The organism is Vibrio sp. YT-19(2023) (assembly GCF_033337395.1).
On sequence record NZ_JAWOQN010000022.1, the window covers coordinates 68,191 to 82,348 of the forward strand.

Consider the following 14,158-nt stretch of genomic DNA (forward strand, 5'->3'; position numbering starts at 1 on the left):
TTAGTCACTGAAGTAGCGCTATAGTTTTTTAATAAAACGGCTTTCTACTTCAATAGTGAATTCGTTGCTCTTATCGGTGAGTATAAACTGAATTGTCGTAATCGCAGAGTTTAGCTTGTCAGGATCGGCACCAAGACTCATTGGCAGGTTCAATACCTCACCTGGCTGGACCTGAATTGTCTGCTTACCATACCAGCTTACATCGGATAGCCCTTCAACATCCAACGAGTACTCTTGCACTTGCTGAGTTTTGTTGATCACCTTGAGGGTGTAGGTGTTTTCTACTTCTCCCGAGCCATTAACGCGGAACAGTTGGTTACGGTCGCGAATAACACTCATGCCGGCTGGGTCTACCGCTGCAATTTGGGCAAAGAAAAGACCGACCATGACGAGTAGTACGGCACCATAGCCTAGCAGCTTCGGACGCATGACTTTGGTACTCTTACCCGATAAGCGATGCTCGGTGGTATAACTAATTAGGCCTTTCTCGTAGCCCATGCGATCCATGGTGTTATCACACGCATCAATACAGGCGCCACAGTTGATACATTCATACTGCAAGCCGTCACGAATATCGATACCTGTTGGGCACACCTGCACACACAAATCACAATCAATACAATCACCCAAACCAAGTTGCTTTGGATCGGCTTTACGCGGACGTGGACCACGTTTTTCCCCACGTTTTGCATCGTAGCCAACGATGAAGGTGTCTTTATCAAACATGGCAGACTGGAAGCGCGCGTAAGGACACATGTGAATACACATGATGGAACGCATCCAACCAGCATTACCATAAGTACAAATGGCAAAGAACATTACCCAAAAGACGGGCCAGAAGTTGGCGTTAAAGGTGAAAAAGTCGATAACCAATTGCTTCATTGGTACGAAGTAGCCAACAAAAGTAAAACCAGTGGCGAGTGCAATGGCAAACCAAGCTATATGTTTGACGGTTTTACGCATCGCTAAATTCGCCGTCAGCTTATTGGAGTCTTGTTTACGGCGTTTATTGGCACTACCTTCGAGCTTCTCTTCAAACCAGATATACATGAAGGTCCAGACGGTTTGTGGGCAGAGATAGCCACACCAAACCCGACCTAAGAAGGTGGTAATAAAGAACAACCCAAACGCCGCGATCACAAACAGCAAGGCGAGTAGGGTAAGATCTTGTGGGTACAGGGTGGTACCGAAAAAGTTGAACTGCTGGTTGCCAATATCAAGTAAGATCGCTTGACGTTCACCGTAAGGAATCCACGGTATCAAAGCGAAGAGAAGTAGTAAGAACCAACCACCGTAACGACGTAGTTTCTGGTAAGTCCCTTTGCTTTCGCGTACATAGATGCGATTACTTGGGTTAAACCGATCCCCGTTTCCTTTATGGGTTTTGGGATTATAGGTTTTAGGAGTCACATCTTTGATATCGATCTTGTCCTGACTCATGCACTCATCCTTCTTAGGCTTTTATAATGTACGGCGTCATTTCTATTGATGTCGCTCGATGACATTGCTGCTCGTTCCGTCATAAAGATGACCGAACATAATTATTTTAGTAAATACTGATGAACGGCGATTATACAATCAATAACAATTCCGTTTCTTTAACGCAGTCAATGTTTAACAACAAAAATCAGTACAGTTAACCTGATAATTGGCTGAACAGTTATAACCAATTGTGGGACTAAAAACTTTGGTTATAAAAAAGCGACTCACAGAGAGAGTCGCTTAAAGAATACTGGCTGTTGAGCTGGTTATTTGATGATGCCACGAGCGAGTAGGATCGCCGTTTTAAAATCGTCCTCTTGGTCTTTTTTGAGTCCAGGGATCATTTCATCTTTGCTGCTATTACGCATTTTAAGGTGGTAGATCAGTACATCGTCGGTCAGATCTTCTAGCTTTCCTTTGTAGCCTGCTTCTTTTGCCAGCTCAACGATGAACTGCAAGAGGTTCAGCTCTTGATCTTTATGCCATTCAGGCTCTAGTAGCTCAAGCAGCTCTTCAATGCGATGACACTTCATTTCTTTCTCCACAGAATTTATAGGTGTAATTAGCAGTAAAGGTACCAAATTGCTTTGCGAAGACCAAATAGGAAAAACTATCTCTTTCACTGTAGTTTGTTCTAAGTCTTTGAAGCTTTATGAGTCGCGTGCAAAGAAAAAAGCGCAGCTGGCGCCGCGCTTTTGATTAAGCTGCTTTGATAACTTTGGCCGGAACACTCGACATCATTGCTGTCTTCTCAACCAATGTCATTGCTGGCGCAACTTGCTTTGCCTTTGGTGCAGTAGTAAAGCCACTGCGGCGGCGCATTGCACTAGTATTAGTGTGTGCGAACCTGACTGTTGTTGGGCGCATTAATTTACCTAACTGTCAGGCATATCCATTGCCGATGTAATGGCCTGAATCATTATGAGCTAGGCTCCAACAAGATTGAAGAATCACTCTTCTGGCTCTCGCCAATCCAGTTAATGAGTCAGGAATACCGATATGCATGCATATCAAGTGTAAGATTAGCATCCTTGTAATAATTGGTCGATAGTTGAGCAATTGAATTGTTTAGATTTTGTCATTTTGTCGCGATGTTCGAGGCAATTTTTGTTTGATCCCACGATCAGCAGTAGTAGTATGAGATCTCGATGAAGGAGGTGCCTATGTCATTTTTGAAGAAGACACTTGCCAGTTTTGGGATTGGGAGCGCGAAGGTAGACTCAATCTTAAACCAAGACGTGCTATACCCAGGTCAAAGTGTGGATGTGTCGATCCATGTATATGGTGGTGCGACTGAACAAGCGATCGACAACATTGATTTAAAACTCTGTTGCCGCTACATCGCAGAAGCCCCTGATGACCGTGGTGCGCGAGAAGGACACAGCATGCGCCGAGTACCTCAAACTCATGTGCTTGCTAAGTGGAGTCTCCCTTACGCATTTACCATCCATTCCGGCGAAGAGCGTACCTTCGATGTTAAGCTCGATGTGCCTTGGAACACGCCTGTCACCATTGGTGATGCCAAAGTATGGTTAGAAACCGGCTTAGACGTTGCTGCTGCTTTGGATCCGACTGATAAAGACATCCTCACCGTTCGACCTGATCCACTGATGGATGCGGTACTATCTGCATTTGAAGCGCAAGGTTTACGAATTCGCCAGGTGGAATGCGAGGAAGTGAAAGGATTCGATCTACCATTTGTGCAAGAGTTTGAGCTGGTGCCAACCGACGGACCTTACCACGGCGTGTGGCGCGAATTAGAATTTGTTGCCCACCGCAGTGAGCAAGAGCTCAAGTTATGGTTTGAAGTTGACCGCACACGCAAGGGGCAAGGTGGCATGCTCGCGAGCTTACTGGGTAGTGGCAAACTCAAGCGAGAGCTGACCATCCCTGCCACGACTAAGCCAGATCAAGTTGGCGAACTGGTACTCAATTATCTCGATCAAACTACTGCCGTTCATGAGTCTTAATTTAAGCTTACACGTGTAAGCCTAATGTGCCATACTAGAGCAAATTTCAAACTCTAGTATAGGCGCATTGATGTCCGAACTGCAGAAACCTCAATACAGTCAACGTGAAGAACTGGCCAATACCATCACCCACGGTATAGGGATGATTTTTGGTATTGTTGGCTTGATACTGCTGTTAGTTAAAGCCATAGACCATCAAGCTGACACTTTAACGCTTACCAGTATGGCGATTTATGGTGCGAGTATTATCGTGCTATTTTTGGCCTCGACGCTCTATCATGCGATCCCTTATCCCAAAGCGAAACGTTGGCTAAAAACCTTCGACCACTGTGCTATTTATCTTTTGATAGCAGGCAGCTATACCCCTTTCTTGTTAGTCAGCTTAAGAACACCTCTAGCATTTGGGTTGATGATCGTTATTTGGAGCATTGCGTTGATCGGCATCATCATGAAAGTTGCGTTCGTCTATCGATTTAAAAAGCTTTCTTTGATGACGTACTTGGTGATGGGATGGTTATCGTTGATTGTGATTTATCAATTAGCTATTAACTTGGATGTCGGCGGACTTACACTGCTTGCCGCTGGTGGAATTGTGTATTCACTGGGGGTGATTTTCTACGTTGCGAAGCGCATTCCCTTTAACCATGCGATTTGGCACGGCTTTGTTTTGGCTGGCTGCGTGTGCCATTTCTTTGCTATTTATTACTTTGTTGAGCCTATCTAGCCGATAGGCTCAACAAAGAATATTAAACACGTATTAGCGAGTTTTTACCTCTAGCACTTTGGCAGAAAACTGGTATTGCTGTGATTGCGGTACAGCCAATTTAATGCTCTTACCTTGTTCCGCTTGCTGTGGTCGCAGGTAGGTATCCGCAATGCGCTTGATGGATTGCCAAACCGTCACGTTTTCTTTTGCCAGTTGCTGACCAGACATATCAAACACTTGCACCTCAACTTCCACTTGAATGACAGATTGAGAGCTTTGGTTAGTGATTGATGTAGGCAAAATAAGCTCACCGCTTTGATAGCTTGCTGAACCAATCAATACATCCACACCTGAATCTGATAGCTGCATGGTTGGCTTTTTGGCGTTTACCACCACGGTCGTGCCAACGGTTTTCGTTACCACAGGAATTGTCGCAATCGCAGGAGCTGCGATTGTTTCAACTACGCTTGCTGTTGTTTGTGTCTCCGTCGCTTGCTGCGCCGGTTTTTTCATGACGTACTCCCAGGTAAAGTCATCGTTCAACTTCACTTCTCGACCATCGGCTAAAGTGATGACCTCGGCGGCGTATGTGGATGAGGCGGCAAGTAGGGTCGCCAGAGTAATCCATGTTTTCATTGTTATACCTTTTAATTAGAGTCTGCTTAGCGGCGCCAAAACGCAGGAAAGAACAGTACAAGAATAGTCAGAATTTCCAAGCGGCCCATTAACATCCCAAAGCTTAAGAGCCATTTGGCAGTATCGGGCAGAGGCGCGAAGTTGCCTGTCGGGCCAATCACACTGCCCATACCAGGGCCAACATTGGCAACGGCGGTGATTGAGCCAGAAATACTGGTCACAGGGTCGAGGCCAAGAGCACTTAAACAACCCGCGATAAAGATAATGGTGATAAAAAACATCAAGCCAAATGCCACCACTGAGCGAACAATATCATCATTCACCGGTCGCTGGTTATAACGCTGTACAAACACCCCTGAAGGGTGAATCAACTTCATCATTTGTTTGTTTAGCAGCGTCATCGCAATTTGGAAGCGGAAGATTTTGATCCCGCCAGACGTTGATCCTGAGCATGCTCCCGCCATCATTAAGAATGCGAAAAGAGTAGTGGGTAATGCGCCCCATGCGGTGAAGTCTTCTAAGCCAAAGCCAGTTGTGGTGACGACAGAGACAATATTAAACATCGACACTCGCAGGGCATCCAAAATGGTGTACCCATCTCGAATCACTAACCAAGCTGAAATCACTAAGCTTGAGAATACGAACAGGTACGCAAATCCTCTAACTTGAGCGTCGTTAACCAACACATCAATACGGCGTTTACGTAACGCGGCGATAAAGAGCAAAAACGGCAAACCACCTAAGAACATAAAGGTAGTGGCCACCCAGTGTGCGCCATTAGAGAAGTGGTTCATTGACCCATCAGATGTAGAGTATCCACCCGTCGATAGCGTAGTAAAGGCATGGTTGATTGCTTCGAACAGGTTCATGCCAGTGACCAAGTAGCCCAAAATACATAAGCCCGTTAGCATTAAATAAACCGCTACGATGTTTTTGGCGACCGTTTTCGCTCTTGGACTACTTTTATCCGACCAATCTGATGATTCGGTTTGGAATAGCTTCATACCACCGACATTCAGCATAGGTAACACTGCTACCGCCATCACGATAAAACCAATGCCACCAAGCCATTGTAAAATAGAGCGCCACAGCAATATGCTCGGCGCCATGTTGTCTAGGCCACTGAGCACCGTTGAGCCCGTCGTGGTGATACCCGACATCGTTTCGAAGTAGGCGTCGGTGAAGCTGATGTGGTTGATAAACACAAATGGCAAGGCGGCAAACGCACTCGCGATGGTCCAAACCAAACTGGTGATGAGGAACATATCGCGTACGCTGAGTTTGAACTTGGCGGTTCGACCTATCGTTAGGCAGATGAAGGCGGCAAGGTGCGTGATCACAACGGCTTGGGCGAAATCGAGGAATCCCCCCGTACCGGTAAAGAAAGCGACCAAAGTCGGCACGTACATAAACAGGGCCAGTTTGGATAAAACCAGCCCGATAACAAACAGTACGGGACGTAAGTTGACCATAGGAAAATCCTAGAGGAAGAATGGACTCGGCTGGAATAGCGCTTCGACGTCTGATACGTATTTTTTGTTGACCAGGAACATCACCACATGGTCATCCTGCTCGATGACCGTACGGTCGTGGGCAATAAGAACTTCTTCGCCACGAACGATAGCACCAATGGTGGTCCCAGGTGGAAGCTTTATATCTCCAATCGCACGTCCAACCACTTTAGATGTACTTTCATCACCGTGAGCGACGGCTTCAATCGCTTCCGCAGCGCCGCGGCGAAGTGAGGACACGTTTACGATATCAGCGCGACGAACGTGCGTTAGCAAGGCTGAAATAGTGGCTTGCTGAGGTGAGATTGCTACATCAATTACGCCGCCTTGTACCAGGTCTACATAAGCGCCACGTTGGATCAGCACCATCACTTTTTTAGCGCCCATGCGTTTTGCCAACATTGCAGACATGATGTTGGTTTCATCTTCGTTGGTCAGCGCGATGAAAACGTCGACTTGGTCGATGTTCTCTTCCGAGAGAAGCTCTTGGTCTGCCGCATCACCGCAGAACACGATGGTATTTTCTAGTTGCTCAGAGAGCTTTTCTGCACGCTGGTAGTTACGCTCAATCAGTTTCACGCTGTAAGTTTGCTCTAGGCGTTTTGCCAAGCTTGCGCCGATGTTACCCCCGCCAACAATCATGATGCGGCGGTACGGTTTTTCTAGACGCTGAAGCTCACTCATCACTGAGCGAATATGATTACTTGCTGCAACGAAGAACACTTCATCGTCGGCTTCAATGATGGTGGTGCCTTGTGGGCGAATCGGACGGCCTTGACGGAAAATCGCCGCCACACGAGTATCAATGTGCGGCATGTGCTCACGCAAAGCAGACAGCGCGTTACCCACCAACGGGCCACCATAGTAAGCTTTCACCGCCACTAGGCTGACTTTCTGTTCAGCAAAGCTCACCACTTGCAGCGCGCCTGGGTATTGGATCAGACGTTCGATGTAGCTCGTAACGAGTTCTTCTGGTGCGATAAGGTGATCAACAGGAATAGCACCAGATTTAAACAGGGCTTCTTTTTCGGCCAGATATTCTGGAGAGCGAATACGTGCAACGCGGTTTGGGGTATTGAATAGAGTGAACGCGACCTGACAGGCGGCCATGTTGGTTTCATCAGTGTTGGTTACTGCGACGAGCATATCGGCGTCTTGCGCGCCAGCTTCGTGTAGCACGTCTGGATGGCTCGCATGGCCATTGACCACACGTAGGTCGTATTTGTCCTGCAATTCACGCAGTCGGTCGGCATTATTGTCGACGATGGTGATGTCGTTGTTTTCACCCACTAGGTTTTCTGCCAGTGTGCCGCCAACCTGACCTGCACCAAGAATAATGATCTTCATACTCTTTTCTCGTATCTGAAAAAGGCGATTGAAATCACTTCAATCGCCCTATTTAGCATGCTGTTACGCGTGTGTTTTAGTTAGCACTGCGTAGTAGAAACCATCCATATCTTCTTCGCCTGGTAGAATTTGACGACCAGGCTGGTCGGGATCAGAATCCAGCAGTTGCGCATCCGCGGTACGTGCTAAAAACGCTTTTACTTGCTCCACGTTTTCTTGCGGTGTGATTGAACAAGTCGCGTAAACCATTGTGCCGCCGGGTTTCAGTTGCGTCCACATGGCATCAAAAATTTCACTCTGTAGCTCTGCTAATGCGGCGATGTCGTCTGCACGACGTAGCCATTTGATGTCTGGGTGACGACGAATCACGCCAGTCGCAGAACATGGGGCATCCAGCAAAATGCGATCAAATTGCTCGCCTTGCCACCATTCTTGTGGATTACGCGCATCACCGCAAACCACTTTTGCCTGAAGGTTGAGACGCTTCAGGTTTTCATGCACACGTTTCAGGCGTGTGTCGTCGCAGTCAATCGCGACCACTTCACTGCCCGACGTGCGCTCTAGAATGTGCGCCGTCTTGCCACCTGGCGCAGCACAGCAATCTAAAATCAGTTCGCCGTCTTGTGGTTTTAGGTAGTTGATCGAGAGCTGCGCCGCCGCATCTTGGACCGAAACCCAACCTTTTTCAAAACCAGGTAGCTTCATCACATCACATGGTGCGGCCAATTTTATGGCGTCCATTGCTTCTGTGTGTGGCGTGCTATCAATGTTTTCATTTTTGAGCAGCGCAAGGTATTCATCACGAGTGTGGTGTTGATGGTTCACACGCAGCCACATTGGTGCTTTTTGGTTGTTCGCATCAACAATGCTTTCCCATTGCTGTGGGTAGGCCTCTTGCAGCAGTTTTAGTAACCAGCTTGGGTGACCGTACTTGCCAGCGTTGTTGCTGACGGCCATTTGGTCGAGTTCTTCTTGGTTGCGCTGGTAGTTACGCAATACCGCGTTAATCAAACCACGCAGACGAGGACCTTTCAGCTCTTTAGTGCCTTCAACCGTTTCACCGACTGCTGCGTGCGCAGGAATACGCATGAAGCTCAGTTGGTAAATACCAACCAGAATTAGGTGATGGAATACACGTTGTTTGCCTTTGAGCGGCTTATCCATCAACTGGTTTGCGATCATTTCTAGGCGAGGGAGGTAACGTAGCGCACCGTAACAGATCTCTTGTAACAGAGCGTGGTCACGAGGTCGTACCGTTTGTTGAGCCGCTGGAAGAGCGCTTGAAAGTGAGTGGCCCTTGTCGACGACAAGATACAGGACGTTAGCAGCCGCAGCGCGAACATTCATGATGAGTACCTTAAAGTAAAGGAGGGCATCTCTGCCCTCTAAAAGTTCGTATAATTGGGGATAATAACCCCTAGTATGGCTTAAACCAGCAGAGTGCCCACTTCAAACCAAGCCGCACGCGAGTTCAGAATATCCTGAACTGACATGGCTTTTTTGCCAGGAACTTGCAGTTGCTCTAGCACCAGTACGCCGTTGCCTGTCGCAACATAAATACCGGTTTTATCTGCTTGTACGATGGTGCCGGCTGGCTTGTCACTGGTTTGCTCTGCCACACGGCTTTGCCATACTTTGATGCTGTTTTCTGCCGCCTCAAAGTGGCTCATTGGCCATGGGTTAAATGCACGAACGCAGCGCTCAATGTGCGCCGCATCGTCGTTCCAGTTGATGCGTGCTTCTTCTTTGCTGAGCTTTTTCGCATAGTTCGCTAGCTCATCGTCTTGCTTCACTGGCACTGCTTTACCCGCAGCAATGTCTACTAGGCAGTCAATCAGGGCTTCTGGACCAAGCTCAGCCAATTTTTCGTACATTGAAGCGCTGGTATCTGTCGCTTCGATTGGCAGAGTTGCAATCTTCAGCATATCACCAGTGTCGAGACCGATGTCCATCTGCATGATGGTCACGCCAGTTTCTGCATCGCCCGCCCAAATAGAGCGTTGGATTGGAGCCGCACCACGCCAACGAGGTAGGATAGAACCATGTACGTTGATACAACCCAGTTTAGGGGTATCAAGAACCGCTTGTGGCAGCAGCATACCGTACGCCACGACAACCATGAGATCGGCGTTCAGATCGGCAAGTTCTTGTTTCGCTTCGTCGGACTTAAAGCTTTCAGGTTGGTAAACCGGGATGTTGTGTTCTAGCGCCAGTTGTTTTACCGGTGGCGCAGCCAATTTTTTGCCACGACCCGCTGGACGATCTGGGTTTGTGTAAACCGCGATGACTTCATGCTCCGAAGACAACAACGCCGCCAAGTGACGGGCGGCGAAATCCGGAGTACCTGCAAAGACAATTCGTAAAGACTGACTCAAGGTAGACTTCCTTCTAATTGGTATGGTTCGAGATTAAGCGTTTTGCTGCTTCTCGTTAAAGCGTTTGATTTTCGCTAGCTTGTCCTGAATGCGTTTGCGTTTCAGTGGCGATAGGTAATCCACGAACAGCTTACCTTGTAAGTGATCAAGCTCGTGTTGAACACAAATCGCTAGCAGGTCGTCGGCTTCAAAGGTGAACTCTTTGCCATCACGATCCAGTGCCTTAACGGTAACTTCTGCAGCGCGAGGCACAAGTGCGCGTGCACCTGGTACCGACAGACAGCCTTCTTCGATGCCATCTTCGCCACGCTTTTCCAGAATCTCAGGGTTGATTAGCACCATCGGCTCATCGCGAGTTTCTGAAATATCAATCACTACGATACGTTTGTGGATATCAACCTGCGTTGCAGCAAGGCCAATACCTTCTTCGTCGTACATGGTTTCAATCATGTCATCGACGATTTTTTGAATCTCAGGCGTCACCGCTTCAACAGGCTTTGCGACTGTGCGCAGGCGATCATCCGGGAATGTTAATACTTGTAATACAGACATATTCACTCGAAATATTGAACTGTGCCGAAACAGCACAAACCTTGTTGGCTCAATTCTAGACATTTTATAGCCTAAATGACAGCATCCTTGCACCAATTTCCATTCTGGTTCCTGCTTAATAGACCAAGGACGAGGGTCATGAATCGAATTTTCCGCAACGTTGCCAGTGTTACGTTGCCGTTACTTTTCTCTTTCAACGCTGTAGCAAATGTGGATGCGAACCCACTGACTGTTAAAGATGATGCGCCACAAACGTATGTAGTCGTGAAGGGCGATACGCTATGGGATATTTCGGCCATGTACTTAGATAGCCCGTGGTTGTGGCCTCGTTTATGGCAAGTAAACCCGGAAATCGATAACCCTCATTTAATTTATCCCGGAGACAAGCTGTCTTTGGTGTGGATTAACGGTCAGCCCGTGTTGAGCCTAAAACCGGTTAAGAAGCTGAGCCCGAAAGCTCGCATCACAGAAAAGAAAGCCGTACCAACGGTCGCGGAAGGTTTGGTGATGCCTTACCTTAAATCGGATCGGTTGCTAGATAAAGATTCGTTGAACAGAGCAGCAAAAGTGATGGGTAGCAGCAAAGGCAGTAAGTATCTGACTGCAGAAGATGTGCTGTATATCAATGGCAATCAGACCGCGACAGGTTGGGCTATTTACCGACCAGTAGCTACCTTTTCGCGTGACGATGTGTCGGAAGAGATTACCGCGCTGCGTTTGATTGCCAAAGGCGAGCTCGTTGAAGCTTCGAGTGATTATTCAGGTTTGAAGCTTACATCGCAAATGCAAGAAATCCTACGTAACGATATCGCGTTGCCAAATCAATCGGTTGAGAATACTGACTTCACGACTACGTTCTATCCGCTGCCGTCGCCACAAGGCAGTTCTGCAAAGTTGCTAGGTAATATCGAAGGTATTCGCTTTAGTTCAACTAACCAAGTCGTGGTGATTGATAAAGGCACGTCAGACAATCTCAAGCAAGGCAGTGTGTTTGATTTAAAAGAAGACGCGCACCCAGTTTACAAAGACGGCGATGAGTTCAAGAAAGAGTTTGGCGTGCTTGATAAGAAAATTACTTTGCCTCAAAGCAAAGTTGGTGAGTTGCTGGTCATTCGTCCTTATGAGTACTTTAGCTTGGCACTGATCACTAACAGTACGAAACCCATTAACCAAGATATTTCGGTGGTGTCACCGTTGGCGGACGAATTAACCATCGATGAATCGACGAAATAACGATGATCTCGCTGCCTGGTTAAAACTGAGTTGTTTGCCAGGCATTGGCGGCGTCAAAATGAATAAGCTACTGGCAAGAGACACGCCACGTAACATCGTAAACTTCTCTCCTGAACAGCTACAACAACTTGGGTTAACAACTAAGCAAATTCAAGCTTGGGCTTCAACAGATAAAGAAGTCGATGCTTGTTTAAGCTGGCTTGAGGCTTCTACAAATCATCATATCCTGACACTGACTGACCCGTGTTATCCACCTCAGCTCAAACAAATCGTTGCACCGCCACCTCTACTTTTTGTTCAAGGAAACCCTACTTGTCTTTCTCAGCCACAAATCGCGATGGTTGGAAGTCGAAATGCGAGTATTGATGGATTACAGCATGCACGTCAGTTTGCTGCAGAGTTTGTTCAGCACGATTTTATTGTCACCAGTGGTCTCGCTTTAGGCATTGATGGTCATGCGCATGATGGTGCGTTGCAAGCGGGTGGTAAGACGATTGCGGTGCTAGGATCTGGCTTAGAAAATATTTATCCGGCACGTCATCGTGGTTTAGCGCAACGTGTTATTGAACATGGGGCTTTGGTGTCTGAGTTTCGGCCTAATGCCAAGCCGCGCCCAGAAAACTTCCCGCGTCGTAATCGTATTATTAGTGGATTATCGCTTGGTGTACTGGTCGTCGAGGCGGCGAAAAAGAGCGGCTCGTTAATTACAGCTCGTTACGCGCTTGAGCAAGGTCGAGAAGTATTTGCGCTGCCAGCGTCAATCAATGCCCCCAATGCCTGCGGTGGAAACCAGTTGATACGTCATGGCGCTTGCCTCGTAGAAAAGACGAAAGATGTCTTAGATGAAATACAGTCCTTGCTTGATTGGTCTATTAATCAGAGTACCGATTTATTTTCTACGTTAAATGATGAAGAAGAATTGCCATTTCCTCAGCTGTTAGCTAACGTAGGAAGTGAAGCTACACCGGTTGATATTCTTGCAAACAGGACCAATATACCTGTCCAAGAAGTCATGATGCAGCTCTTAGAGTTAGAACTCTCTGGGCATGTCGTTGCGGTTTCAGGTGGCTATATTCGAAAGGGGAGGGGCTAGCTATGATGATGGATATACTGATGTATCTATTCGAAACCTACATCCATAGCGATGCAGAGTTACAGGTCGAACAAGACGAGTTGGAAGAAGAGTTGCTTCGTGCAGGCTTCCAACAAAAAGATATCTACAAAGCCCTTGTCTGGTTAGAAGAGCTTGCCGCATTGCAGCAAAGTGACACCTCTTCTGCAATCTCGACTTGCATGGCTTCGTCATCAACTCGTATCTACACAGCGAAAGAGATGCAGCGTTTAGATTTGGAATGCCGAGGATTTCTATTGTTTCTTGAGCAAATCAATGTGTTAACCACAGAAACTCGCGAAATGGTGATTGACCGAGTGATGGGATTAGAAACGAGTGAGTTTGAGCTTGAAGACCTCAAATGGATCATTCTGATGGTGCTGTTTAATGTGCCTGGCAACGAAAACGCTTACACGCTAATGGAAGAGCTGTTGTACACCAAGGAACAAGGGATTCTTCACTAACCATCAGGGCAAGTTCGAGTTTAACTAGAATAAACGCGAGCTTGTCTTTTTGTGTGTTTTTCACGAAACGGTAAGTATGAGTAGTAAAATCGACAACACCCTTTTCTCTGCCCATGAACACGCTTTGGAGCACGAGCCGTGTCCAAAATGTGGTGGTGAGCTGACTCTCAAGCACGGAAAACATGGCCCATTTCTCGGCTGTAACCATTACCCAAGCTGTGATTACATTAAATCGCTACACAGCAATGATGGTCACATCGTGAAAGAGTTGGGTGTGCCTTGTCCTGAGTGTGGCAATGAGTTGGTTCTCCGCCAAGGGCGCTACGGTATGTTCGTCGGTTGTAGCCATTACCCGGCTTGTCATCATATTGAGTCGATTAATCAACCAGAGCCAGAGGCGCAGTCACAAGAGCAACACGCTTGCCCTGAATGTGGCAAAGGACATTTGGTTGAGCGTAAAACCCGATTTGGCAAAACATTCTACGCGTGTGATAACTACCCTAAATGCAAATTTGCTGTGAACCTTGCTCCGGTCAAGGGGCGATGCGAAGAGTGTGGTTTTACTCTGTTGGTGGAGAAGAAACTTGCCAGTGGTGTGAAATTGCAATGTGCTAATCGTAAGTGTCAGCACACCCAGCAAGGGTAAATGAATCAAAGGAATTGAAAAGGGTCGCATCGTGCGACCCTTTTTTTGTTTTCAGCCCTAAACCACCTACTTCAGTAGGTGGTTATCATCCGCTTCGGCTTTGCCTGTAAAACTACTCATGCTAA

At 47.3% G+C, this 14,158-nt stretch carries 15 protein-coding genes; 6 read left to right on the forward strand and 9 right to left on the reverse strand.

All coding sequences use genetic code 11. The features are described 5' to 3' along the window. Positions 1-18: 18 nt before the first annotated feature. The 3 genes from ccoG to R7E78_RS16680 form a co-directional block, all read right to left on the reverse strand. Positions 19-1,440 carry a cytochrome c oxidase accessory protein CcoG gene (gene ccoG, locus R7E78_RS16670; RefSeq protein WP_017821570.1) on the reverse strand — a complete coding sequence of 474 codons (1,422 nt, stop codon included), beginning with the start codon at positions 1,438-1,440 and terminating at the stop codon, positions 19-21. A 308-nt stretch (positions 1,441-1,748) separates the two neighbouring features. Then, positions 1,749-2,015, reverse strand: coding sequence for a YihD family protein (locus tag R7E78_RS16675; protein ID WP_318058077.1), 267 nt, complete (start codon positions 2,013-2,015; stop codon positions 1,749-1,751). A 166-nt stretch (positions 2,016-2,181) separates the two neighbouring features. Further along, positions 2,182-2,349 (reverse strand): hypothetical protein, encoded by a 168-nt coding sequence (locus R7E78_RS16680; protein WP_005379043.1) that lies wholly within the window; start codon positions 2,347-2,349, stop codon positions 2,182-2,184. Between the two features lie 296 nt (positions 2,350-2,645). Here R7E78_RS16680 and R7E78_RS16685 point away from each other — a divergent pair, with 296 nt between their 5' ends. Next, entirely contained in the window at positions 2,646-3,452 is an 807-nt protein-coding gene (locus R7E78_RS16685; protein WP_005379045.1) for a sporulation protein, read from the forward strand. Positions 3,453-3,522: 70 nt separating this feature from the next. After that, complete coding sequence (trhA, locus tag R7E78_RS16690) at positions 3,523-4,176, forward strand: PAQR family membrane homeostasis protein TrhA (RefSeq protein WP_005386658.1); 654 nt, start codon at positions 3,523-3,525, stop codon at positions 4,174-4,176. Positions 4,177-4,209: 33 nt separating this feature from the next. Here the strand turns inward: trhA and R7E78_RS16695 are convergent, their stop codons facing one another. From R7E78_RS16695 to def, 6 genes are all read right to left on the reverse strand, one after another. Continuing rightward, a complete protein-coding gene (locus tag R7E78_RS16695; RefSeq protein ID WP_213971088.1) occupies positions 4,210-4,794 on the reverse strand; it encodes a DUF3157 family protein in 585 nt (194 codons plus the stop codon). A 26-nt stretch (positions 4,795-4,820) separates the two neighbouring features. After that, positions 4,821-6,266, reverse strand: a complete 1,446-nt coding sequence (locus R7E78_RS16700; RefSeq protein WP_005386656.1) for a TrkH family potassium uptake protein — start codon at positions 6,264-6,266, stop codon at positions 4,821-4,823. A gap of 9 nt (positions 6,267-6,275) precedes the next feature. Further along, the gene (gene trkA, locus R7E78_RS16705; RefSeq protein WP_005379062.1) at positions 6,276-7,652 is read right to left on the reverse strand and encodes a Trk system potassium transporter TrkA; all 1,377 of its coding nucleotides are present in this window, start codon (positions 7,650-7,652) and stop codon (positions 6,276-6,278) included. A gap of 63 nt (positions 7,653-7,715) precedes the next feature. Further along, positions 7,716-8,999, reverse strand: a complete 1,284-nt coding sequence (gene rsmB / locus R7E78_RS16710; RefSeq protein ID WP_005379065.1) for a 16S rRNA (cytosine(967)-C(5))-methyltransferase RsmB — start codon at positions 8,997-8,999, stop codon at positions 7,716-7,718. A gap of 80 nt (positions 9,000-9,079) precedes the next feature. Beyond that, positions 9,080-10,027, reverse strand: a complete 948-nt coding sequence (gene fmt, locus R7E78_RS16715; RefSeq protein ID WP_005379066.1) for a methionyl-tRNA formyltransferase — start codon at positions 10,025-10,027, stop codon at positions 9,080-9,082. Between the two features lie 33 nt (positions 10,028-10,060). Beyond that, complete coding sequence (def, locus tag R7E78_RS16720) at positions 10,061-10,579, reverse strand: peptide deformylase (RefSeq protein ID WP_005379068.1); 519 nt, start codon at positions 10,577-10,579, stop codon at positions 10,061-10,063. A 138-nt stretch (positions 10,580-10,717) separates the two neighbouring features. Here def and R7E78_RS16725 point away from each other — a divergent pair, with 138 nt between their 5' ends. The 4 genes from R7E78_RS16725 (at position 10,718) to R7E78_RS16740 (ending at position 14,033) form a co-directional block, all read left to right on the forward strand. After that, the gene (locus R7E78_RS16725) at positions 10,718-11,812 is read left to right on the forward strand and encodes a LysM peptidoglycan-binding domain-containing protein (protein WP_017821578.1); all 1,095 of its coding nucleotides are present in this window, start codon (positions 10,718-10,720) and stop codon (positions 11,810-11,812) included. Next, positions 11,796-12,905 (forward strand): DNA-processing protein DprA, encoded by a 1,110-nt coding sequence (gene dprA / locus R7E78_RS16730; RefSeq protein WP_213894300.1) that lies wholly within the window; start codon positions 11,796-11,798, stop codon positions 12,903-12,905. Before R7E78_RS16725 ends, dprA begins: the two co-directional genes overlap by 17 nt. A 2-nt stretch (positions 12,906-12,907) precedes the next feature. After that, positions 12,908-13,387, forward strand: coding sequence for a DUF494 family protein (locus R7E78_RS16735; RefSeq protein ID WP_005379074.1), 480 nt, complete (start codon positions 12,908-12,910; stop codon positions 13,385-13,387). Between the two features lie 76 nt (positions 13,388-13,463). Then, the gene (locus R7E78_RS16740) at positions 13,464-14,033 is read left to right on the forward strand and encodes a type I DNA topoisomerase (RefSeq protein WP_206954677.1); all 570 of its coding nucleotides are present in this window, start codon (positions 13,464-13,466) and stop codon (positions 14,031-14,033) included. The last annotated feature ends 125 nt before the right edge of the window (positions 14,034-14,158 follow it).

Bases quoted from the DNA above. Each gene is read 5' to 3' on its own strand.
- R7E78_RS16680 (WP_005379043.1), bottom strand. From the start codon at position 2,349: ATGCGCCCAACAACAGTCAGGTTCGCACACACTAATACTAGTGCAATG.
- R7E78_RS16700 (WP_005386656.1), bottom strand. From the start codon at position 6,266: ATGGTCAACTTACGTCCCGTACTGTTTGTTATCGGGCTGGTTTTATCC.
- R7E78_RS16675 (WP_318058077.1), bottom strand. From the start codon at position 2,015: ATGAAGTGTCATCGCATTGAAGAGCTGCTTGAGCTACTAGAGCCTGAA.
- def (WP_005379068.1), bottom strand. From the start codon at position 10,579: ATGTCTGTATTACAAGTATTAACATTCCCGGATGATCGCCTGCGCACA.
- ccoG (WP_017821570.1), bottom strand. From the start codon at position 1,440: ATGAGTCAGGACAAGATCGATATCAAAGATGTGACTCCTAAAACCTAT.
- R7E78_RS16725 (WP_017821578.1), top strand. From the start codon at position 10,718: ATGAATCGAATTTTCCGCAACGTTGCCAGTGTTACGTTGCCGTTACTT.
- rsmB (WP_005379065.1), bottom strand. From the start codon at position 8,999: ATGAATGTTCGCGCTGCGGCTGCTAACGTCCTGTATCTTGTCGTCGAC.
- R7E78_RS16695 (WP_213971088.1), bottom strand. From the start codon at position 4,794: ATGAAAACATGGATTACTCTGGCGACCCTACTTGCCGCCTCATCCACA.
- trhA (WP_005386658.1), top strand. From the start codon at position 3,523: ATGTCCGAACTGCAGAAACCTCAATACAGTCAACGTGAAGAACTGGCC.
- dprA (WP_213894300.1), top strand. From the start codon at position 11,796: ATGAATCGACGAAATAACGATGATCTCGCTGCCTGGTTAAAACTGAGT.
- R7E78_RS16740 (WP_206954677.1), top strand. From the start codon at position 13,464: ATGAGTAGTAAAATCGACAACACCCTTTTCTCTGCCCATGAACACGCT.
- R7E78_RS16685 (WP_005379045.1), top strand. From the start codon at position 2,646: ATGTCATTTTTGAAGAAGACACTTGCCAGTTTTGGGATTGGGAGCGCG.
- R7E78_RS16735 (WP_005379074.1), top strand. From the start codon at position 12,908: ATGATGATGGATATACTGATGTATCTATTCGAAACCTACATCCATAGC.
- trkA (WP_005379062.1), bottom strand. From the start codon at position 7,652: ATGAAGATCATTATTCTTGGTGCAGGTCAGGTTGGCGGCACACTGGCA.